We start from the raw sequence: 23,389 nt of genomic DNA, 5'->3' as shown, positions 1-23,389 counted from the left end.
CAATGGTTTATAGTTATAAATGTTGAGAGGGACGAAGTCTCTTTTAACTGAAAAACTTTTTTAATTTTATTATTCAAAAGTGTTGACATAGTTAACTAATCCGAGTAATATATTATATGCACTGAAAATAGTGCTTGAGTAGATCTTTGAAAACTGAACAAGATTTTGATTACAATAAAGTGTAAGGATAATTTTTAAACTTGGTTTAGAAATTAAACAAATGCAATGTCAATTTGCAAAAACAAATAAATAAGAGCTAGTAAAGTTCTCATTTCTAAAATGAGAGTTTGATCCTGGCTCAGGACGAACGTTGGCGGCGTGCCTAATACATGCAAGTCGAACGAAGTCGCCCATTTGAAGTTTGGTGCTTGCACCAAACTGATTTTGGATCCGACTGAGTGGCGAACTGGTGAGTAACACGTGGGTAACCTGCCCAGAAGAAGGGGATAACACCTGGAAACAGATGCTAATACCGTATAACAACAAGAACCACATGGTTCTTGTTTGAAAGCTGGCCTTGGTGCTAGTGCTTTTGGATGGACCCGCGGCGTATTAGCTAGTTGGTGAGATAATAGCTCACCAAGGCAATGATACGTAGCAGACCTGAGAGGGTAATCTGCCACAATGGGACTGAGACACGGCCCATACTCCTACGGGAGGCAGCAGTAGGGAATCTTCCACAATGGACGAAAGTCTGATGGAGCAACGCCGCGTGAGTGAAGAAGGGTTTCGGCTCGTAAAACTCTGTTGTTAGAGAAGAACGGCTGTGAGAGTAACTGCTCACAGTGTGACGGTATCTAACCAGAAAGTCACGGCTAACTACGTGCCAGCAGCCGCGGTAATACGTAGGTGGCAAACGTTGTCCGGATTTATTGGGCGTAAAGGGAGCGCAGGCGGTTTATTAAGTCTGATGTGAAAGCCTTCGGCTTAACCGGAGAAGTGCATCGGAAACTGATAAACTTGAGTGCAGAAAAGGATAGTGGAACTTCATGTGTAGCGGTGAAATGCGTAGATATATGAAGGAACACCAGTGGCGAAGGCGGCTATCTGGTCTGTAACTGACGCTGAGGCTCGAAAGCATGGGTAGCAAACAGGATTAGATACCCTGGTAGTCCATGCCGTAAACGATGAATGCTAGGTGTTGGAAGGTTTCCGCCTTTCAGTGCCGCAGCTAACGCATTAAGCATTCCGCCTGGGGAGTACGACCGCAAGGTTGAAACTCAAAGGAATTGACGGGGACCCGCACAAGCGGTGGAGCATGTGGTTTAATTCGATGCTACGCGAAGAACCTTACCAGGACTTGACATCTTCTGCCACTCTAAGAGATTAGAGGTTCCCTTCGGGGACAGAATGACAGGTGGTGCATGGTTGTCGTCAGCTCGTGTCGTGAGATGTTGGGTTAAGTCCCGCAACGAGCGCAACCCTTGTCTTTAGTTGCCAGCATTAAGTTGGGCACTCTAGAGAGACTGCCGGTGATAAACCGGAGGAAGGTGGGGACGACGTCAAATCATCATGCCCCTTATGTCCTGGGCTACACACGTGCTACAATGGACGATACAACGAGTTGCGAAACCGCGAGGTCAAGCTAATCTCTTAAAGTCGTTCTCAGTTCGGATTGCAGTCTGCAACTCGACTGCATGAAGTTGGAATCGCTAGTAATCGTGGATCAGCATGCCACGGTGAATACGTTCCCGGGTCTTGTACACACCGCCCGTCACACCATGAGAGTTTGTAACACCCAAAGTCGGTTGGATAACCTTTTAGGAGTCCGCCGCCTAAGGTGGGACAGATGATTAGGGTGAAGTCGTAACAAGGTAGCCGTAGGAGAACCTGCGGCTGGATCACCTCCTTTCTAAGGAATAATTCGGAACCTTACATTAATCAAAATCTTGCTCAGTTTTGAGAGTATCTACTCTTATATGGGGAGTTAGCTCAGTTGGGAGAGCGCTTACTTGCTTGCAAGTAAGAAGACGTAGGTTCAAACCCTACATTCTCCATTGACACGTTAGTGTCATTTTTGTTCTTTGAAAACTAGATAATATTATTTTCTGTAATAATTATATTTTTATATAATTGAACCGAGAAATAACCATTGTGTTATTTTTGAGTTTTTTAATTAGTTTTAATCGCTGAAACTCAAATAATTTATAATCCGTCGGATTATAGGTTAAGTTAATAAGGGCGCATGGTGAATGCCTTGGTACTAGGAGCCGATGAAGGACGCAACTAACTGCGATAAGCTTCGGGGAGCTGTACGTAAGCTTTGATCCGGAGATTTCCGAATGAGGAAACTCGACCAGTGTTATGACTGGTCACTGCATAGTGAATACATAGCTATGCAGAGGCAGACGTGGGGAACTGAAACATCTAAGTACCCACAGGAATATAAAGAAATTTCGATTCCCTAAGTAGCGGCGAGCGAACGGGGAATAGCCCAAACCGAACCCTTGTGGTTCGGGGTTGTAGGACTGAACATTTGAGTTACAAAAGTATTTGATAGTTGAAGTAGTTGGGAAGCTACACCAAAGAGAGTGATAGTCTCGTAAACGAAATCAAATACCCTCAGTTCAGGATCCTGAGTACGGCGACACACGTGAAACGTCGTCGGAATCTGGGAGGACCATCTCCCAAGGCTAAATACTCCCTAGTGACCGATAGTGAACCAGTACCGTGAGGGAAAGGTGAAAAGCACCCCGGAAGGGGAGTGAAATAGTTCCTGAAACCATGTGCCTACAAGCAGTCAGAGCCCGTTAATGGGTGATGGCGTGCCTCTTGTAGAATGAACCGGCGAGTTACAGTTGCATGCAAGGTTAAGCCGAAAAAGCGGAGCCGTAGCGAAAGCGAGTCTTAATAGGGCGCCATAGTATGTTGCCGTAGACCCGAAACCAGGTGATCTACCCATGTCCAGGATGAAAGCGCGGTAATACGCACCGGAGGTCCGAACCCGTGTACGTTGAAAAGTGCTGGGATGAGGTGTGGGTAGCGGTGAAATTCCAAACGAACTTGGAGATAGCTGGTTCTCTCCGAAATAGCTTTAGGGCTAGCCTCGGAATTAGAATCATGGAGGTAGAGCCACTGTTTGAGCAAGGGGTCCATCTAGGATTACTGAGTTCAGATAAACTCCGAATACCATTGATTTATGTCCGGGAGTCAGACGATGAGTGATAAGATCCATCGTCGAAAGGGGAACAGCCCAGACCGCCAGTTAAGGTCCCTAAATATATGCTAAGTGGAAAAGGAAGTGGAGTTGCATAGACAACTAGGATGTTGGCTCAGAAGCAGCCACCATTTAAAGAGTGCGTAATAGCTCACTAGTCGAGTGATTCTGCGCCGAAAATTTACCGGGGCTAAGCATATTACCGAGACTGCGGACGCAACTACGTTGCGTGATAGGAGAGCGTTCTAAGGGCAATGAAGGTAGACCGTAAGGACTGCTGGAGCGCTTAGAAGTGAGAATGCCGGTATGAGTAGCGAAAGATCAGTGAGAATCTGATCCACCGAATGACTAAGGTTTCCTGGGGAAGGCTCGTCCACCCAGGGTTAGTCGGGACCTAAGCCGAGGCTGAGAAGCGTAGGCGATGGATAACAGGTTGAGATTCCTGTACTAGTTAATTATGTTTGAACGATGGAGGGACGCAGTAGGCTAAGATTAGCACACGAATGGAAAGGTGTGTTTAAATCGTAAGTCAGTTTAAGAGTTAAATGCTTTTAAGCGAGTTGACAAGCGATGATGAGGATCGAAATTTAAGTAGAGAAGGATCTGACGTCACACTGCCGAGAAAAGCTTCTAGTTAGTAATTAATTACCCGTACCGCAAACCGACACAGGTAGTCGAGGAGAGTATCCTCAGGTGAGCGAGAGAACTATCGTTAAGGAACTCGGCAAAATGACCCCGTAACTTCGGAAGAAGGGGTGCTGGCCTCACGGCCAGCCGCAGTGAAAAGACTCAAACGACTGTTTATCAAAAACACAGGTTTATGCAAAATCGTAAGATGAAGTATATGGGCTGACGCCTGCCCGGTGCTGGAAGGTTAAGTGGAAGTGTTAGCTTCGGCGAAGCACCGAAATGAAGCCCCAGTAAACGGCGGCCGTAACTATAACGGTCCTAAGGTAGCGAAATTCCTTGTCGGGTAAGTTCCGACCCGCACGAAAGGCGTAACGATTTGAGTACTGTCTCAACGATAGACTCGGTGAAATTAAGATACCTGTGAAGAAGCAGGTTACCCGCGACAGGACGGAAAGACCCCATGGAGCTTTACTGTAGCTTGATATTGGGTGTTTACATAACTTGTACAGGATAGGTAGGAGCCATAGAAGCCGGGACGCTAGTCTCGGTGGAGGCGTCAGTGGGATACTACCCTTGTTATGTGAACACTCTAACCCTGCGCACTGATCGTGCGCGGAGACAGTGTCTGGTTGGCAGTTTGACTGGGGCGGTCGCCTCCTAAATAGTAACGGAGGCGCTCAAAGGTTTGCTTAGAATGGTTGGAAATCATTCCAAAAGTGTAAAGGCAAAAGCAAGCTTGACTGCGAGACATACAGGTCGAGCAGGGACGAAAGTCGGACTTAGTGATCCGGTGGTACCAAATGGAAGGGCCATCGCTCAACGGATAAAAGCTACCCTGGGGATAACAGGCTTATCTCCCCCAAGAGTTCACATCGACGGGGAGGTTTGGCACCTCGATGTCGGCTCATCGCATCCTGGGGCTGTAGTTGGTCCCAAGGGTTGGGCTGTTCGCCCATTAAAGCGGTACGCGAGCTGGGTTCAGAACGTCGTGAGACAGTTCGGTCCCTATCCGTCGCGGGCGCAGGAAATTTGAGAGGAGCTGTCCCTAGTACGAGAGGACCGGGATGGACATACCGCTGGTGTATCAGTTGCGCCGCCAGGCGCATTGCTGAGTAGCTATGTATGGATGAGATAAACGCTGAAAGCATCTAAGTGTGAAACTCGCCTCAAGATGAGATTTCCCATTCCTATATGGAAGTAAGACTCCTGAAAGATGATCAGGTAGATAGGTTAGAAGTGGAAGCGTAGTGATACGTGAAGCGGACTAATACTAATCAGTCGAGGACTTAACCAAGTAGAATGAAGATTCAATGGAAGTTAATCGGAAGAAAATAATATTGTCTAGTTTTGAGAGAACGAAGTTCTCACAAAAAAAGTGTGGTGGCGATAGCCTGAAGGATACACCTGTTCCCATGCCGAACACAGAAGTTAAGCTTCAGCACGCCAAAAGTAGTTGGGGGATCGCCTCCTGCGAGGATAGGACGTTGCCACGCAAATGAAAAAGACTTTAGCATATGCTAAGGTCTTTTTTTATATAAAAATTAAAAAAGTCACAAGTTTGTTGCTTAAAAGCAAAGCGTTCGGAAATGGTTTAACATAATTCGTTTTAAACACTTTTTCTCCGATCGATCATGCAAAATCATCTTTTAGAAGCGAAATTAATGATGTATACTCGAACTAGCATAAAAAAAGGATGGGAACATGATGAAAAAGAAGTTTAAATTCACCTTAGGCTGGCAAATTGTGATTGGTCTAATTCTAGGAATTATTTTAGGATTAATTTTTTACCATAATAAGTCAGCCATTACTGCAATGCAAAGTATCGGCACTATGTTCATTGGTTTAATTCAAATGATTGTGTTACCAATTGTGGTTTCTTGTTTGACAGTGGGAATCGCTAGTATGGGTGATATTCGAAAAGTTGGTCGAATTGGTGGAAAGACCCTCTTATACTTTGAAATTATGACCACGGTAGCGATTATCTTAGGGCTAGTCGTAGCGAATATTTTTCATCCGGGAACGTTTATTGATATTCATCAAATGCATTCTTCCATGGATATTAGTTCTTACGTTTCAACTGCTAAGCATTCCCAAAATGCTTCTCTTTGGACCATGCTAATTGAACTTATTCCAACTAATATTTTTGGTGCACTTTCTAAAGGTGACATGATGCCCGTGATTGTCTTCTCTGTTTTCTTTGGATTAGGAACGGCGGCCATTGGCGAAAAAGGAAAAATCATTGTTGACTTCTTAGAATCAGTTTCTCAAGTGATGTTTAAAATCACAAATTGGGTCATGCATCTTGCACCAATTGGAGTTTGTGCTCTAATCGGACTAACCTTAGCTGAACTAGGTGTGAAAGTTCTTCTTCCCCTTAGTTACTTTGTGGTTTTGGTGTACGCAACCATGTTTTTCTTTGTTTTTGTGGTAATGGGAATTGTAGCTCGACTTTGTCATTTCAGCCTTTTCAACCTTTTATTGGTTATGAAAAATGAAATTGTGCTTTCCTTTTCAACGGCTAGTTCTGAAGCCGTCATGCCTAAAATGATGGAAAAAATGGATAAGTTTGGAGTTAGTCCTTCAATTGTTTCCTTTGTAATTCCAACGGGTTATACTTTTAACTTAGATGGGTCCGCCATCTATCAATCAATTGCAGCGATTTTCTTGGCGCAAGCCTATGGAATTCATCTTTCAATTGGACAACAAATTACGCTAGTAGTGGTCTTAATGATTACTTCAAAAGGAATGGCCGGGGTTCCCGGAGCATCATTTGTGGTTCTTTTGGCCACGGTTTCGACAATTGGGGTGCCTATGGCTGGGTTAACCTTTATTGCTGGGATTGATCGTTTTGTTGATATGGCTAGGACGGTTGTAAACGTGGTTGGTAATTCACTTGCCACAGTTGTCATTGGTAATTCTGAACATGAATTTAATCATGCTCAAGCGGCGGCTTACGTAAAACAACTTAAAACGAAAAAAACTGCCTAATAAAAATGAGTTAGCTGATTCTCAGCTAGCTCATTATTTTTTTATCGTCAAATTGTGGGGTTGTACCGCTTGATAAGGATCGTGGCTTTTGAGATATTCAATCGTTAAGTTTTGGATACTGTCACTAGTTTGTTTAACTAGTTTATCATTACCAAACATCGAATAATCTCCACCACCAATCCCGCGATAGTTATTCATTGCAACTAACAAACTTTGGTCGTCGCTAACGGGTTGGTCGTGATAATTGAGTTTCGTGACTCGCTGACCAACTGGTTTGGTTAAATCAAATTCATAGTCAATTCCGCTATAAAAATCGTAATTGAACATTTGCAACTTGGGTTTCTTAAATTCAGAACTAATCTCAATTTCACCGTTTTTTAAGGTAAAAAAACTAGCACAACGTTCTAAGGCTGCTCTTAAATCTTTTCCACTGACTTTTTCTAAGAAAGCTAGATTGGGGTAAGGATAGTTATTGATAATTTCCCGCATGGAAACGTTTCGGCCGTAGCCATTCAAATCATCGTTGAAGAGAGCGGTACTAGCAATGTCAGTGCTTAAAGCATCCATTTGGACCTGATTGATTAATTCCAAATAAGGATGGCCATGTAAACGTGCTTCCATCGGATTAGTAATCCGCATATCAGCGCCAGTAACGGTTCCCATGGGTTGATCAAGCCAGTTTTGAACGGTTGCTTCTAATTCAGGGTTAGGGATTAAATCAGGATCAATTTCGATGGGAGCAGTTTTAATTAATTGACTAGCACTAGCCATGACGTGATTTTCGTCATCAAGTTGGAGGGTAATTTCACCAACGTTGGTGCCGTGCAAGCCAGGTTGGGTAAGTGGTACCCCGTTAATTTTGGTTGCTAATTCCCGATGTTGGTGTCCAGTGACGAGGGCATCAATGCCAGGAACTTCGTTTAATAAACGAGCTCCTTCATTTTCGACCGTATATTTTTCCGTTGGTTCACCTGTCTTAGGATCAGCTTCAATTCCCCCGTGATAACTTACAATGACCACATCCGCTTGTTTACGGAGTTCTGGGATTAATCTTTTAGCCACTGGCAAAATTGAGTTAAACGTTAAACCAGGGATGTTTTTTGCGAGTTCCCAATTCGGAATAAAAGCCGTCGTTAAACCAAGAATTGCAATTTTAACTCCCTTTTTTTCAATGATTTGATATGGTTGATCAGCAATTCCAGCTTCGATGGCACCGTCAAGATTGGCAGCTAAAATTGGATAATTGCGGTTTGCTTCACTATTTTTAATGTAATCAAAGCCATAGTTAAATTCATGATTACCTAAGATTCCAGCATCATAACCGATTTTCCGCGTAATTGAGCTTAAAAAATCTTGATGATCAGCATGATCAGCTAAGTAGCTGGTAAGTGGGGAACCTTGAATCAAGTCACCATTTTCAATGGCCACGACAATTTCGTCGTCTTTAGCATGTGCTTTCGTTTGTTTAATATAACTCCCAGCTTTGAGTAAACCCAATTCGGTCTGATTATTCCGACTACTAAAATCAGTGGGATAAACAAAACCGTGGACATCACTGGTTGATAAAATTTTAATTGTCTTCGACATAACGTGGATGATCCTTCTTTAATTGTTTAATTGACATCATAACGCCAAAACTAATGAGGTAACAGATACTCATAAAGATTACCACAGTTGTGACCGTTGAAACATCCATTATGTATCCGACTAAGACGGGCGAGAATGTTCCAATCGTTTTGGCAACTGACATAATCGTGTTATTAGCAGTAGCACGATCTTTGCTAGGATAAAGGTTGCTGACGATGGCTCCATAGCCACTGTACATTCCATCAGTTAAGAATCCGACAATGGTTCCTGCTAAAATAAATTCTAGTGAATTAGTTGCCATAATTAAGAAGAATACTGAAATAGCTGATCCAATTAGAAAAATTCCATAAGCAAGCCGACTACCATATTTATCTTGTAAGTAACCAAAGACGGTCATTCCGAGAGCCATTCCAAAAATTGTAAATACCATCCAAAGTGAAGAATGTGCCACATTAACGTGCATTCGTTCTTGAGCAATCGTTGGAAGCCAGTTCATTACGGTTCCATAACCAGCAATATGAATTAAGAACATGATTACGATTCTAATTGAAAGAAACGCTTCGGCAGGAGTGGCAAATAATGACCAAACGTCTCCTAGTTTTACTTTTTCGCCATTTTCGGCAGCTTGTTTGTTTTCTGTAAAATCTTTACTTTCTGGAAGTCGGAAACGAATATAAGCTGCTAAAATGACTGGAATAATTCCAATGAAGAAGAGCATGTGCCAATCTGGCAAAATCACGGCCGCCAATAGTGAAGCAATCACAGCACCGACTTGACCAGCTACTCCAGCTGCTGACGAAATTCGACCCATGTATTTTTTTTGAAAGGCTTCGCTAAGCATTGTTAAAGCAATTCCGTATTCACCGCTAGTTCCTAATCCAATAATTACTCGACAGAGCAAAAGGAGTGGAAATGAATTAGTGAAACCCATCCCAGCTGTTCCAATCGCATAAATAAAGATTGACCAACTTAGCGTTTTAACTCGACCAAATTTATCGGCTAAAATTCCAAATCCTACTCCTCCGACTAATGAACCCACTGCTGTAATTGCTGGAATTAACCCACCTTCTGCTTTTGAAATATGTAAAGTTGCAATGATAGAAGCTAAAGCTAAACCCATAAAAGCTGAATCCATCCGCTCTAAAATAAATCCTAATCCAGTTGAAATGGAAACGCCTTTTTGATACTTTGTAAACTTCGAAAAATTCATTAAAAATTCCCCCAAATAAAAAAGTGATTTTGTAATGGCCGGTTCAGGTCACACAAAATCACTCTGGGTGTTTGTCTAGTTTAGGTACAATCCTCGGGGTAAGCTTGTGGTTTCTCTGAACCAGTTAAAGCTAATTTCTTTAAGATTTATCATACCACTCTGACATGAAATTTCAATTTTTATTTAGGAAAAATTTAAGAAATACGGGTTGATATAGCCAAGTTAATCAAAGATTGGTCAAAAAAATAACTGTCTTAGCTTGACATAGTTAACGGTTATTTAACCAAATTAGAAATTTGCTGGAGTCTCTGTTATACCTCAGGAAGTGCACTACTAACAAAATCTTATCAACCTGTAGAACGCCAATCTGCTCGGGGAAAAGGTGAATTATTTCCCGTATTAGGTTTGGCAATTGGTGGGTTATTAGCGGGACCTTTCAGCAAATGGTTGGCTTGGACTGATCAAATGATGATTATCTTAGTTTTAATTTTAATTAGCTTAGCAATGGTGTTGTTTGATTGGAAAAAATTATCATAAATTAGGTTCGTCATAGTTGGCGAACTTTTTTATTGCCTTAAATTAGAGCCAAACAAAAAAGAGCACCCGTTAAGCGGGTACCCTTAAATGTGTGGAAAAGCTTTCCAAAAAAGAGATAAAAATTTGCTTTTGTTTTTATTTGTAGTAATTAATTTCATTTTCGTCATTTGTGCAAGCAAGTACGAAAATAAGGAGTAATTACGTTGAAAGGGGTCATTCATTTGAATGGCCTTTTTTTATTAGTTTTATTGAGCAGTGTAGCCACCGTCTACTACCATTTCAGTACCGGTAGTAAATGCTGATTCGTCCGATGCAAGATAAACACAGGCATAGGCGATATCATCTGGTTTTCCAAGATGACCCATAGGGGTTTTACTTCTTTGTGACATATATTGATCAAGTTCTGCAGGAATCATTGGAGTTTTAATGTATCCAGGATTAACACAATTAACTCGAATTCCATAGTCTTTTAACGCACAATCAAGGGAAGCTGATTTTGACATCATTTTCACTCCACCTTTAGAAGCATTATAAGCACCTAAGATAGGATCACCAACGATTCCTTCAATCGATGAGATATTAATGATTGAAGCACCATTATTTTTATTTTTCATGTGATGAATTCCTTCACGAATCCCATAAAAAGTTCCGGTTAAATCGATTCCAATTACTTTTTCCCATTCTTCGTCGGTTGTATCTTCAATGGATTTACCAATTCCAATTCCCGCGTTATTTACTAGCGTAGTAACAGGTCCAAAATCGGCTTCGGTTTCTTCAAAAATTTCTGTCCAACGTGCTGAATTAGAAACATCTTGTTTTTTGAATTTGGTACTGTTAGGAAATTCTCGATTTATTTCTTCAGCAGCTTTCTTTCCTTCAGTTTCATTTCGAGCAGTAATTACAACTGATGCACCTGCTTGAGCAAAACGGCGAGCGGTTGCAAAACCAATTCCCTTAGAACCTCCGGTAATAATGGCAACCTTTCCTGATAATCTTTGATTCATCTTTAACGATCCTTTCTATTTTTAAAAAGTATATACATTTCTATTGTAGACGCTTCAACGAAAAATGGTATTTTAAAGCTTATAATGCCAATTAAAAACACTTTCGATTTTAATTAATTATCTCAAGAATAATTATCGAAAGTGCTCTTTGTTTTTCAATTCAGTATTATGATTTCAATGCTATTTATTAAATGGTTCAATCACAACCTTGGTGCCCACTTTATCGGGTTGTGAGAAAGTGTTGTAGAAGTAAACGTTATCAGGCAAACTCATTTGGATACAACCATGTGAATTAGGGTGACCAAGTCGACCTTGACGACTCATAATTGGTTGGTTATCTTTGTTCATTACGACTGAGTGGAAGAGGTAAACTCCGTGATCCTTAAAACTGACGAAGTTTCGTGCCCCTTCAGCAACATCTGGGTTGGCATTGTAGAACCAATCTCCATGTTCTGGTTCAATTGCAAAGGTTCCAACTGGAGTAGATGTTTCTTTGGTACGTTTTCCAGTTGAACAAAGGAACTGTTCAATTAATTTATTATTTTTATAAACGTTCACCGTTTGGTGTTTTTGATTAACCACAATTTTTAAATCTTTGGCTGGAACGTTAGTTAAATCAACGTATTTCTTGGCAGTTGGTTTCTTCCAATCAACTACTTTTTTGCCATTCAGTTCCGTATAACTAGGTTTTAATAAGTTAGCTTTTTGACTAGAAAAAAAGAATAATGAAGTTACTGAAATCAGTAACCCAATTAATAAGACAATTTTTGTCTTTTTTATCATGTATAAACTTCTTTTCTTATTTTATTAGTTTACTATAATGTGAAATGTTTTTAATGATTTGTGCAATTCGATTTCGATAGTAAATTTTTTCTGATTCCGCTAATTCTGGAATAAAGTTTCCATCTTCTGCAAAGACTTTTTGGATATTAGCAAGTTGTAAATTGTGGTTTAAGGTAATCATATTGAGAACTTGGAAAACGGGTAATAAAGCCATCATGCCTAGTAATCCACCGACTTTTCCCATTGAATAGCTAATGACTTGAACGGGTTTGCCATCCATGCCTTTGGCTAAATAATCCAAGGACGTTTTTAAAGCACCTGGAATGGAATAGTCATATTCGGGCGCTAAAATTAAAATTCCGTCTGCATCAGAGACATCGTTGACCCATTGCTTGGCATTTTCTGGCAAGTTATTGGGATAATCGGGTGTGGCTAATGGGGGTAGTGGCTGATTATAAGGTTTTAATTGATAATCTCCCACCTTGATAAAGTTTAATTGAATTCCATTTTCAGCTTCCAATTCCAGTTGGTTATTTTTTAAATAAGTAAACAAGCGATTTCCCATAGAAGGTTCACGCACGCTACCTAGAATTACGTTAATTTTAGTCATTATCATGCCATCCTTTAATTAATCTACTTCTAGGATAACACTTTCTTTTAGTAAGCTATTTAAAATTAGTTTAAACTTTTGACCCAAGCTTGATAATGGTTTTCTTCATCAGTTGGTTGATAAGTTCCTGCGGCAAAATGATAGTCAAATAAATCTTTAGCATCAATTGTAAAAGTTCCTAATTCAGTGGCGTTTGCAATTAATTGAAGGTGGAAATCATCTCCCGTTTTTTGGACGTGTACTTTAACCATCCCGCCCGGATTATATACAGTGATTATGCGATCAAAATCACCCTCATAATGATTAAGAGCATAGGCTAAACTGGTTGAAGTCATTCCGGTTCCACATGCGTTTGTGAAACCCACTCCTCGTTCAAAGGTGCGCACAAAGAGCGTATCAGGCGCTAGAATGTTTGCAAAGTTAACGTTAACTCCATCCGTAAAGTAGGGATTTTCTCCATTTAAGTAAGTTCCTAATTTTTCTAGCTTATCGGTCTTTAAAACGGCATCAGGAACAAAACTAATTAAATGCGGATTAGGCACAGCAATGGCAGTGAATTTTAATTGATCATCTAATTGAGGTAACATTTGATCATGAATTTCGTCGGTCCCTAAGTTTTCAAAGGGAAAATCTTTATGGTCAAATCGTACTGGGGAAATTTGGACTCCATAAGCAGGGACATGCCCTGCTAAATCAGGTTCCTTTTCAACATCCAAATCGGCATCTTGCGTTTCCACTTTGAACTTTGTTTTGCCAAATTTTTCGGCTAAATAACGAGTGATGGTTCGTAAACCATTACCACACATTGATGCTAAACTACCATCTGCATTAACAACGGTCATTTTTCCTAAACAATCAGGATGAGCAGATTCCTCAACGACTAAAATCCCATCAATATTGTTTAAGTTGGTGTTATTACTAGCTTTCATTGCGACTGCTAATTTTGAAATTTCCGTATAGTTAGGTTGTTTTTCAAATTGAGTAAGATCAAGAATGTAAAAAGTGTTTTCTGATCCATGGACCTTGAGTAATTTTGTCATAAGATTAGCCTTTCTAATCAAAAATTCGATTATTATCAAAAAAGTGTTGGTAAACTAATTTTACCGCTTGTTCGGCATCAGATTCATTCGTTCCTAACATAATTGCAATTTTGGAAGCTCCTTGATTGATCATGTGAATTTTAATTTTATGATCACTGAGAGGACGAATGATATCTTCAATGGTATGGGGACTTTTTTGCATTCCTTCACCAACAATCATAATAATGGCATAATCATCAATCCATTCCAATTGATCAGGCTCTAAAACGGTTTGAATTTCAGCACAGATTTGGTTGATTAGCTCAGGCGTAAATTGACGTTTATCAAAAATGATAGTTAAATCATCAATTCCAGAAGGCATGTGTTCGTAAGAGATATTGTATTTGTATAAAATTTTCAATAATTTGAGGGTAAAGCCAGTTTCCTTATTTAGCAAGTAACGGTGTAAATAAAGAGCTGCAAAGCGATTTGAACTAGCAACTCCTGTTACTAAGCCGCTGGGTGTGAAGTTTCGTTCAGGGACAATCATTGTTCCTGGTAAATTAGGATGGTTCGTATTGCGGACATTGATGGGGATTTCAGCATCAATTGCTGGTAAAATCGCTTCGTCATGAAAAACGGAAAAGCCAGCATATGATAATTCACGCATTTCACGATATGTCATTACTTTAATACTCTTTGGATTTTTAACCATTTGTGGATCAACGGAATAAATTGCATCAACATCGGTAAAATTTTCGTAGACATCGGCAGCTAATCCTTTCGCCACAATTGATCCAGTAATATCAGAACCACCACGGGAAAAAGTTGCAATTTTACCATTTTTTGTAAAGCCAAAGAAGCCAGGAAAAACTAAGTGTTGTTCGGAATTACGAAACTTAGTTAAGTTTTTATAAGTCTCAGCCAAAACGCTAGCGTCTTGTGCATTATCACTCACCAAAAAACCTACTTTTTGGGGGTCCATAAACTGGGTAGGAATGCCAATTTTGTTTAAAATTGCAGCTAACAAGAAGGCATTTAAATATTCCCCTTGAGCTTTAAAGGCAGCCATTAAGAATTCGTCATCCGCATAAGTTTGGGTTGGGAGCGCTTGGATTGTGGTTGCAATTCGTTCCATTACGTTTTCTGGTAGCTCAAAGTGGTCAGCAATGGCTTGGTAACGTTTAATAATTTCAGTTTGGGTCTTTTCCGAAGGTTCGTGACTTAGTACTTGATCCGCATACCTGATTAATAAATCAGTTACTTTAATATCACCCTTAAACCGAGTTCCAGGAGCAGAGACAACAACGGCTTTTCGTTCGGGGTCACTTTTAATAATTTTAATAATTTGTTCAAAATGGTCTGCATCAGCTAATGAGCTACCACCAAATTTTACAACTTTCATTTTTTCCACCTCGCAAATTTGTTAAACCGAAATTATCACTATTTTAACAGGTCGGCAACCCTTTTAGGGATAAAATACGACAATTATCCGGTTTAATATTATAGAAATAAATAAATTTACGAATGATACATTAAATCGAGGAAAAGTATTGACGAAAGTTGCTGAATTCGTTATGATTTAGTAAATCAAATAGAGGTCGCAAATAATAAGACTAGTTTGGGGAGTTCCCATTGGACTATGAAACAAACGAAAGGGTTATTTGCCGAAGCACTAAGTGAAATGGAGCTTAGTAAGCTGGGACATAGTTGAATAAACTATGGACTGTCGGATTTAATTCCGGGGAGCTATGTATAATCGATTCTGAAAGTGTTTTAAAGGAGTCTATTTTTGCGGAGCTGCCGCAAAATAGACTCTTTTTTTATAATTTCAATTTAATCGAAAAAAATTGGAGGATCCATACATGTTGGATAGCAACGAAGTTCAAGATAATCAATTAATAATCGGTGGAATTCCAGCGACTGATTTAGCCGCACAATATGGGACGGCGCTACAAGTTTATGATATTAGTAAAATCAGAAGTCAGATTCACGCGTTTCAACGCGTTTTTAAGGAAAATGACATTGATTATGCGGTTAGTTATGCCAGCAAAGCTTTTGCTTGTATCGCAATGTATCAAGTTTTAGCCCAAGAGGATGCTCATGCTGATGTGGTGTCTGGAGGCGAACTTTATACTGCGATTAAAGCTGGTTTCCCAATGGATCATGTTAGTTTTCATGGTAATAACAAGTCTCGCGAAGAACTGGAAATGGCCGTTGACCACCACGTCGGAGTGATTATCTTAGATAATTTTTATGAAATTCAATTATTAAGTGATGTGTTAGCTGAAAAAAACGCCACGACGGATGTTATGTTACGGGTTTCACCTGCTGTTTCGGCTCATACGCATGAATTTATTCAAACTGGTCAGCAAGATAGCAAGTTTGGCTTTGATATCTTAACTGGGCAAGCTGATGAAGCTTTACAACAAGTTTTAAAGGAGCCAAACATGAATTTAGTGGGGGTGCATTCTCACATTGGTTCCCAAATCTTTGAAACGGACGGTTTCAAGATTGAAACCGAAAAATTAGTTAAATTAATGCAACATTGGCATGATGATTTTGGTTACATGCCAAAAATTATCAACGTTGGTGGTGGTTTTGGAATTAAGTATACAGATGCTGATCATCCCATTCGTCCCGAAGATTTTGTACAACAAATTTTAACCACCTTACGGTGCGAAACCGAAAACCGAGGGTTACCACTTCCCGCTGTGTGGATTGAGCCAGGTCGTTCGATTGCCGGACCAGCGGGAACGACCCTTTACACGGTTGGATCAAGTAAAGCTATTCCAGAAATTAGAAAGTACGTCGCCGTTGATGGAGGAATGGGAGATAACATTCGTCCCGCTTTATATGGCGCTGATTATGATGCCGTGGTGGCAAATGATGTCCACGATGACAATGTTGAATTAGTAACGGTTGCTGGAAAGTACTGTGAATCTGGTGATATTTTAATCAAAGACATTGAACTTCCCGTTTTACATCCAGGGGATGTGATTGCAGTACTTGCAACCGGTGCGTACGGTTATTCGATGGCTTCCAACTATAACCTCAATCCACGGCCCGCTGTCGTCTTTGTAGAAAATAGTAAATCACAAATTGTAATTGAACGAGAAACTTATGCTGACCTAATTCATTTAGACAAAAACTTAGATATTTAAGAGGAGAAAAACATGACTGAACTAAACGCTCACGAAATTATTCAATACATCGCAAACGCTAAAAAGAAAACCCCGGTTAAAGTTTACTTAAAGGGTGATTTAGCGAAAATTGATTTTCCTGATACCATTACCACTTTTATCAATGGCAACACGGGGGTAATTTTTGGTGATTGGGCCGCAGTTGAACCGATATTAACTAATCACGCTGCACAAATCGAAGCTTCTGAAGTTGAAAGCGACGGCCGGAACTCAGCTGTCCCATTATTGAATACCAAAGACATTGATGCCCGAATTGAACCAGGTGCTGTGATTCGTGATCAAGTTAAGATTGGTAAGGATGCCGTGATTATGATGGGGGCTTTAATTAACATTGGTGCTGAAATTGGTGAAGCATCAATGATTGATATGGGTGCCGTGCTTGGTGGTCGAGCCTTAGTTGGAAAACACTGTCACATTGGGGCTGGAGCTGTGTTAGCGGGAGTAATTGAACCAGCTAGTGCCGAACCGGTTCGGATTGACGATGATGTTTTAGTGGGGGCTAATGCCGTTGTGATTGAAGGGGTTCACGTTGGAAAAGGTGCCGTTGTTGCTGCCGGTGCCGTGGTTACTGAAGATGTTGCTCCTTACACGGTGGTTGCTGGAATGCCCGCTAAAAAAATTAAGGATGTTAACCAACAAACCATCGATAAGACTAAATTAGAAGACGATTTAAGAGGTTAGACACTATGGTAGAGCTTGATCAAGATTTACGTAAAATTTATCAAGATTTACATCAAATTCCCGAATTAGCTTTACACGAATTTGAAACTCATGACTATTTAATGAAACAAATTAAACAGTTTACGGCCAACACTGATTTTACTGAAATTAAAGTACCCGAAAAGTTACCTACAGCAATTCTCGTGTTATTGCATGGCACCAATCCCAAACGTACAATCGGTTATCGGACTGACATTGATGCACTCCCTACTAATGAAGAAACAGGCTTAAGTTTTGCTTCCAAACATGCTGGTAAAATGCATGCCTGTGGGCATGACATTCACATGACAGTCGCATTAGGCACGTTACGTTACTTTGCTGAACATCAACCGCAAGACAATCTCTTGTTTTTCTTCCAACCAGCTGAAGAAAGTGAAAACGGGGGTAAGTTAGCTTACGAAGATGGGGTCTTTACTAATCAATGGCGGCCTGATGAGTTTTATGGGTTACATGATAACCCCCAATTAGCTACTGGAACAATTGGTTGTCGAATGGGAACCTTATTTGCTGGAACGACCGAAGTTGATGTTGATTTTACAGGAGTTCAAGGGCATGCGGCTTATCCTCAGTTTGCCAATGATATGATTGTCGCTGCCAGTCAATTTGTTAATCAAGTACAAACGATTATTTCTCGAAGTGTTGACCCAATCGAAGGCGGCGTTATCACTTTTGGTCAGTTTGAAGCGGGAACAATTCGAAACGTGATTTCTGGATCTGCTCATTTAAAAGGTACGATTCGGGGGTTAACCCAAACCATGATTAAACACATTGATGAGCGGCTGCAATCAGTTGCCAATGGGATTGCCACTAGTTACGATTGCCAAGTTGATTTGAAATTGAATCAAGGCGGCTACTTACCTGTTGAAAACAATCCGAAATTAACCGCTGATTTCATTAACTACATGGAAGAAAATCCTGAGATTAGTTATCAAGAAACTGAGCCAGCCATGACTGGGGAAGACTTTGGTTATTTATTATCAAAGATTCCGGGAACCATGTTTTGGTTAGGAATTGGTGATTCAAATCATCAACTTCATTCTAGTCAATTAGTTCCTAATGTAAATGCTGTTCAACCTGGAATCACAGCCATTACTGGCTTTCTAACTCATCGAATGAACGAAAAGGAGTAAATCATGTTTAATAATGCTGATATTATTACCGCACTTGTCACCCCATTTGATTGTCATGATCAAATTAACTTTGCTGCATTAGCAAAATTAACGGATCGTTTGCTTCAAGAAGGGGGGACTGGTTTCTTAATCGGAGGAACTACTGGGGAAACACCAACTCTTTCTCACGATGAAAAAATCGAGCTTTATCAAAAATTTGTTAAGATTGTTGACGGTCGCGCTCCAATTATTGCGGGCACGGGAAGTAACAGTACGCAAGCTACAATTGATTTCACCAAGGAAGTGGCACAAATTCCTGGAATTGCTGCTGCTTTAGTGGTGGTCCCTTATTACAACAAACCCAATCAAATTGGAATGAAAGCTCATTTTAAAGCCGTGGCAGATGCTTCTGATTTGCCAATTATTATGTACAACATTCCGGGTAGAACTGGCGTTACGATGGACGTTGATACGATTATTGAATTAAGCCATTATCCGAATATTATTGGAGTTAAGCAATGTGGTTCAATGGAAGACTTTGAACGAATTGTAGAAAATACGCCTGCAGAATTTCTTACTTACACGGGAGAAGACCCTCAAGCTTTGTTTGCTAAAACAGTCGGTGGTCAAGGTGTTATCTCAGTGGCCGCGCATCTTTATATGTCAGACTTACGACGCATGTATCAATTAATGAATAGTGATATTCAATTATCTGGACAAGTACAACGAGAATTAACTCCTAAGATGCAAGCTTTATTCATGTTCCCATCACCTTCTCCAGTGAAATTTTTGTTAAACCATGACTGGTTAAACGTGGGAGGGTGTCGGTTACCAATCGTTGATTTAAATGAAGATCAACAAACTGAATTATTAATTGCAGTTGGTGAAAAGGAGGCCGAAAATGATTAAAGTATTAGTAGCAGGCTTTAGAGGTTCTATGGGAACTCAAGCTTGTAAGATGATTGAAGCAGATCCGGAATTGAAATTAGTGGCCGTTTACAGTCCTAATTTAAAAACAACGGATGCGGCTGACTATGGGTTGCTAAATGACTGTCAAGTGTTTAACCGACTAGCTGATATTCAAACGGATGCTGATGTGTGGGTTGATTTTTCCACTCCTACTGGGGCCTTTGAAAATGCTAAATTTGCGTTAGAACACAAGATGGTCCCTGTGATTGGAACGAGTGGAATGACCGAAGCTCAAGTTGCTGAATTAGAAAAGCTTGCTGAACAAACGAATGCCAAAGGCTTAATTGTGCCTAACTTTGGTTTATCAGCTGTGCTCTTAATGCAATTTGCTAAACAAGCAGCAAAGTATTTCCCGGATGCTGAAATTATCGAAATGCACCATGCTGATAAAAAGGATGCACCTTCTGGAACTGCCATTAATACTGCCAAAATGATTGTGGCCGGTCGCGAAACTAAGGGACCTGAATACCCAACGGTTGAAACGCTTCCAGGAGCTCGTGGGGCCGACTACGAAGGCGTTCACATTCACGCCGTTCGTTTACCAGGCTATGTGGCTCATGAAGAAGTGCTTTTTGGCGGACAGGGAGAGGCTTTAACGATTCGTCAAGATTCTTTTGATCGGGCTTCATTTATGCATGGGTTGAATATTGCCATTAAAAACATTCAAAAATTGAATGGCTTTGAAATTGGTTTAGAAAACGTTTTATAAAAAAGAGGATAATTAACTATGAGAGAATATAATGTCGCAATTTTAGGTGCTACTGGGGCTGTTGGAACCCGAATGATTGACCAACTAGAAAAATCATCAATTCCAGTTAAAAATGTTAAATTTTTAGCTTCTAGTCGTTCTGCTGGGAAAGTTTTACAATTTAAAGGACAAAATGTTGTAGTTGAAGAAACTACTCCTGAAGTTTTTGATGATGTTGACATTGTATTGGCCTCTGCTGGTGGTGCTTCTTCAAAGCAATTCTTACCAGAAGCTGTGAAACGTGGAGCGGTAGCGGTTGATAATACTAGCGCTTTTAGAATGGATCCTGAAGTTCCATTAGTAGTTCCCGAAGTAAATGAGCAAGCGATTTACGATCACAAGGGAATCATTGCGAATCCCAACTGTTCTACGATTCAAATGGTAGTTGCTTTGCAACCAATTAAAGAAGTTGCTGGTTTGAAACAAGTGGTTGTTTCTACTTATCAAGCCGGCTCTGGTGCAGGACAAACCGCCATTAACGAGCTTGATCATGAAGCCCAACAGCATTTAGATGGTGAAAAAATGACTGCTGAAATTTTCCCTGTGAAGGGTGAAAAGAAACATTATCCATTAGCTTTTAACCTTCTTCCTCAAATTGATGTTTTTGAAGAAGATGGTTCAACTCATGAAGAATGGAAAATGGTTCATGAAACTAAGAAAATTATGGCTGGCGACATGAATTCTGCCGAAATCAAAGTTAATGCAACTTGTGTTCGGGTTCCGGTTGTGATTGGTCATGGTGAATCAGTCTTTTTTGAAGTTGAAGATCCAAGTAAATTGGATACCAAGAAGGTCCAAGAATTAATCAAAAACGGGGATGGCTTAGTGCTTCAAGACGATCCAGCTAACCAAATTTATCCTCAACCAATTGACGCTGAGGGGCATACAGAAACTTTTGTTGGTCGAGTACGTAAAGATCCTGAAAATCCAGGTAGTTATAACATGTGGGTGGTGGCTGATAACTTGTTAAAAGGTGCAGCTGCTAATACAGTACAAATTGCCGAAAAATTAGTTGAGCATGACTTGGTACATGTTCCTGATGAGTACTACGGAAAATAATTTATAAAGTAGCTTAAATCCCATCATATCAACCAAACAATTGGTTGTAGTGATGGGATTTTTGTTTTCGTAATTATTCAGATAAGTATATAATTAAAAAGGATTTACAATAAAGTTAATTAATCAAATAATATGGGAATGTAGTCTAAATTATGGAAAATAAAAAAGTTAAACATCGATTTGTTACCGGATTTACTGGGTTGAGAGCCTTGGCAGTAATTGGAGTGATTTTGTATCATTTTAACCCACAATTATTTAGTGGAGGTTATTTAGGTGTTCCCATTTTTCTAACTTTGTCAGGATATCTAGTAACTGATCACTTAGTTAGTGAATATCGTTTGACGAACACGTTTGATTACGGTAACTTTTGGTATAAACGAGTCAAGAAACTGTACCCAACTTTGATTGTGATGCTTTTTGCGACGGCTGCTTACATTACTTTCTTCCAACGTAATTTATTAGCCAACTTGTGGCAAAGTATCATTACTAATTTAACTTATACTTATAATTGGTATGAAATTTTAAATGGACAATCTTATTTCCAAAACTTTGCTGGATCCCAGTCGCCCTTTACTCATTTATGGACACTGGCAGTGGAAGGGCAATTTTATTTAATTTGGCCGTTGATAGTATTTTTAATTTTACGACTTTTTAATCGAAATCGATCCGTTACTGATAAATTACAACAAAAGCCAGTTTTATATGCTGCTTTGGGGTTAGCACTGTTATCTATTATTGAAATGGCTTTGTTATATCGCCATGGGATTGATCCTAGTCGGGTTTATTATGGTACTGATACCCGTATGTTTTCGATTTTATTTGGAGCTGCTTTAGCAGTGATATGGCCAAGTGATCGGTTAATGCATAAAGTTGGTAAAGAACAAAATGTTTTTTTTAATTTAATTGGTGGAACTGGCTTAATCGGAATGGCTATTTTAGTTTTTACCGTTGGAGCACAATCGACTTTTCTTTATCATGGAGGAATGGCACTCTTTTCCTTTGCCACGGTTTTAACAATGTGGGCTGTATTAGCAAATGCTGGAAGCTGGAATAAGTGGTTAACGAATCCGATTTTTAATTGGATTGGTTCACGGAGTTATGAAATTTACGTTTATCAACTACCTGTGTTTGTCTTTTTTGGAGATAAATTCAAAGATATTGCTGATCATCAATTTGTGTATGGTGTAATTGAACTGTTATTAATTGGAGTGTTTTCTGAATTATCATATCGATTTATTCAAATACCATTTGGTCGCTACGATTATAAGTCGTTGACACATAAAATTATGCAACAACTTAAAAAATTATCTAAATTACAAATTGTTTTACTAATTGTCTTAGCTTTGGGGATTGTGGGGATGATTCAATCTACATTGGTTAACCCACATCAAGCTAACCATACTCAGTTGGCCAAACGGATTCAGCATAATTCGAAGCAGGAAAAACAGCAAAATAAAAATTTAGCTAAAAAAATTAAAAATAAACAAGCGATTAAACGACCTAAAGCTGATGTTAGAGAATTTGAGAAAGAAGGCTTAACTGGTAGCCAGTTAAATAAAGCTGAGAAATTCTCCGGTTGTGCAATTGGTGATTCAGTGATGTTGGCAGGACGGGATGATTTACAAAAAATCTTTCCACGACTTTACATTGATGCTGCTGTTTCTCGGCAAACTAATGATGGCGTTGCCCGTTTACAAAGTATTGCTAATCAAGGATTAATGGGTAAAAATGTCATAATTGGATTAGGAACTAATGGTGAAATTAAAGATGAAACAATTCAACAAATTATGAAAATTGCCGGATCAAAACGACATGTTTATTGGATAAACGTTCATGTTCCAACTCAATCTTGGCAAAATTCTAATAATGAAGTTTTGAATAATGCTCAAAAGCAATATCATAATTTGTCGGTTATTAATTGGAATGATTACGTTAAAGATCATTCTGATTGGTTGTACAGTGATGCTACTCATCCCAATAAAGAAGGATCAATTAAATATGCTAGCTTTGTTGCGAAGGAAATTTTGAATAGGTAATGTTAAAAAATATCGCATGT

Annotated in this window: 15 protein-coding genes, 1 tRNA gene, 3 rRNA genes and 1 riboswitch; of the genes, 12 read left to right on the top strand and 7 right to left on the bottom strand. The window is 39.7% G+C overall.

The window, feature by feature from the left end; all coding sequences use genetic code 11:
• Positions 1-275 precede the first annotated feature (275 nt).
• The 5 genes from AC0GLY_RS07300 (at position 276) to AC0GLY_RS07280 (ending at position 6,775) form a co-directional block, all read left to right on the top strand.
• Positions 276-1,852: ribosomal RNA gene (locus AC0GLY_RS07300) — 16S ribosomal RNA — on the top strand.
• A 69-nt stretch (positions 1,853-1,921) separates the two neighbouring features.
• Positions 1,922-1,997: transfer RNA gene (locus tag AC0GLY_RS07295), tRNA-OTHER, on the top strand.
• Between the two features lie 168 nt (positions 1,998-2,165).
• Positions 2,166-5,081: ribosomal RNA gene (locus AC0GLY_RS07290) — 23S ribosomal RNA — on the top strand.
• 82 nt (positions 5,082-5,163) lie between these two features.
• Positions 5,164-5,280, top strand: a 5S ribosomal RNA gene (gene rrf / locus AC0GLY_RS07285).
• Together the 16S, 23S and 5S rRNA genes with 1 tRNA gene alongside form the textbook arrangement of a ribosomal RNA operon.
• A gap of 208 nt (positions 5,281-5,488) precedes the next feature.
• Positions 5,489-6,775, top strand: a complete 1,287-nt coding sequence (locus AC0GLY_RS07280; RefSeq protein WP_496611504.1) for a cation:dicarboxylate symporter family transporter — start codon at positions 5,489-5,491, stop codon at positions 6,773-6,775.
• 33 nt (positions 6,776-6,808) lie between these two features.
• On the opposite strand, the gene AC0GLY_RS07275 is transcribed toward AC0GLY_RS07280, so the two are convergent.
• The 7 genes from AC0GLY_RS07275 to AC0GLY_RS07245 form a co-directional block, all read right to left on the bottom strand.
• Entirely contained in the window at positions 6,809-8,362 is a 1,554-nt protein-coding gene (locus AC0GLY_RS07275; RefSeq protein ID WP_496611503.1) for a bifunctional metallophosphatase/5'-nucleotidase, read from the bottom strand.
• Positions 8,346-9,572 (bottom strand): MFS transporter, encoded by a 1,227-nt coding sequence (locus AC0GLY_RS07270; RefSeq protein ID WP_496611502.1) that lies wholly within the window; start codon positions 9,570-9,572, stop codon positions 8,346-8,348. Before AC0GLY_RS07270 ends, AC0GLY_RS07275 begins: the two co-directional genes overlap by 17 nt.
• 782 nt (positions 9,573-10,354) lie before the next feature.
• Positions 10,355-11,113, bottom strand: coding sequence for an NADP-dependent (R)-specific alcohol dehydrogenase (locus tag AC0GLY_RS07265; RefSeq protein ID WP_496611501.1), 759 nt, complete (start codon positions 11,111-11,113; stop codon positions 10,355-10,357).
• Between the two features lie 180 nt (positions 11,114-11,293).
• Entirely contained in the window at positions 11,294-11,896 is a 603-nt protein-coding gene (locus tag AC0GLY_RS07260) for a L,D-transpeptidase (RefSeq protein WP_496611500.1), read from the bottom strand.
• Between the two features lie 16 nt (positions 11,897-11,912).
• Positions 11,913-12,506, bottom strand: coding sequence for an NADPH-dependent FMN reductase (locus AC0GLY_RS07255; protein WP_496611499.1), 594 nt, complete (start codon positions 12,504-12,506; stop codon positions 11,913-11,915).
• Positions 12,507-12,571: 65 nt separating this feature from the next.
• A complete protein-coding gene (gene dapF / locus AC0GLY_RS07250; RefSeq protein WP_496611498.1) occupies positions 12,572-13,546 on the bottom strand; it encodes a diaminopimelate epimerase in 975 nt (324 codons plus the stop codon).
• 13 nt (positions 13,547-13,559) lie between these two features.
• Positions 13,560-14,930, bottom strand: coding sequence for an aspartate kinase (locus tag AC0GLY_RS07245; protein ID WP_496611497.1), 1,371 nt, complete (start codon positions 14,928-14,930; stop codon positions 13,560-13,562).
• 182 nt (positions 14,931-15,112) lie between these two features.
• Positions 15,113-15,285, top strand: a riboswitch (Lysine riboswitch).
• Positions 15,286-15,390: 105 nt separating this feature from the next.
• Here AC0GLY_RS07245 and lysA point away from each other — a divergent pair.
• From lysA to AC0GLY_RS07210, 7 genes are all read left to right on the top strand, one after another.
• Positions 15,391-16,689, top strand: coding sequence for a diaminopimelate decarboxylase (gene lysA, locus AC0GLY_RS07240; protein WP_496611496.1), 1,299 nt, complete (start codon positions 15,391-15,393; stop codon positions 16,687-16,689).
• 12 nt (positions 16,690-16,701) lie between these two features.
• On the top strand, positions 16,702-17,409 hold the full coding sequence (dapD, locus tag AC0GLY_RS07235; protein ID WP_496611495.1) for a 2,3,4,5-tetrahydropyridine-2,6-dicarboxylate N-acetyltransferase: 708 nt from the start codon (positions 16,702-16,704) through the stop codon (positions 17,407-17,409).
• 5 nt (positions 17,410-17,414) lie between these two features.
• Positions 17,415-18,578, top strand: a complete 1,164-nt coding sequence (locus AC0GLY_RS07230; protein ID WP_496611494.1) for an N-acetyldiaminopimelate deacetylase — start codon at positions 17,415-17,417, stop codon at positions 18,576-18,578.
• A gap of 3 nt (positions 18,579-18,581) precedes the next feature.
• Positions 18,582-19,466 carry a 4-hydroxy-tetrahydrodipicolinate synthase gene (dapA, locus tag AC0GLY_RS07225; RefSeq protein ID WP_496611493.1) on the top strand — a complete coding sequence of 295 codons (885 nt, stop codon included), beginning with the start codon at positions 18,582-18,584 and terminating at the stop codon, positions 19,464-19,466.
• Positions 19,459-20,235, top strand: coding sequence for a 4-hydroxy-tetrahydrodipicolinate reductase (gene dapB / locus AC0GLY_RS07220; protein ID WP_496611492.1), 777 nt, complete (start codon positions 19,459-19,461; stop codon positions 20,233-20,235). The genes dapA and dapB overlap by 8 nt, the downstream gene beginning before the upstream one ends.
• 18 nt (positions 20,236-20,253) lie before the next feature.
• Positions 20,254-21,333, top strand: a complete 1,080-nt coding sequence (locus AC0GLY_RS07215; RefSeq protein WP_496611491.1) for an aspartate-semialdehyde dehydrogenase — start codon at positions 20,254-20,256, stop codon at positions 21,331-21,333.
• Positions 21,334-21,485: 152 nt separating this feature from the next.
• Complete coding sequence (locus AC0GLY_RS07210; protein WP_496611490.1) at positions 21,486-23,369, top strand: acyltransferase family protein; 1,884 nt, start codon at positions 21,486-21,488, stop codon at positions 23,367-23,369.
• Positions 23,370-23,389: the final 20 nt, after the last annotated feature.

This window comes from Fructilactobacillus sp. YLN 2507 (assembly GCF_059614085.1).
Note: the sequence above shows the minus strand (reverse complement) of the source record. Positions and strands in the feature narration are given on the sequence as shown.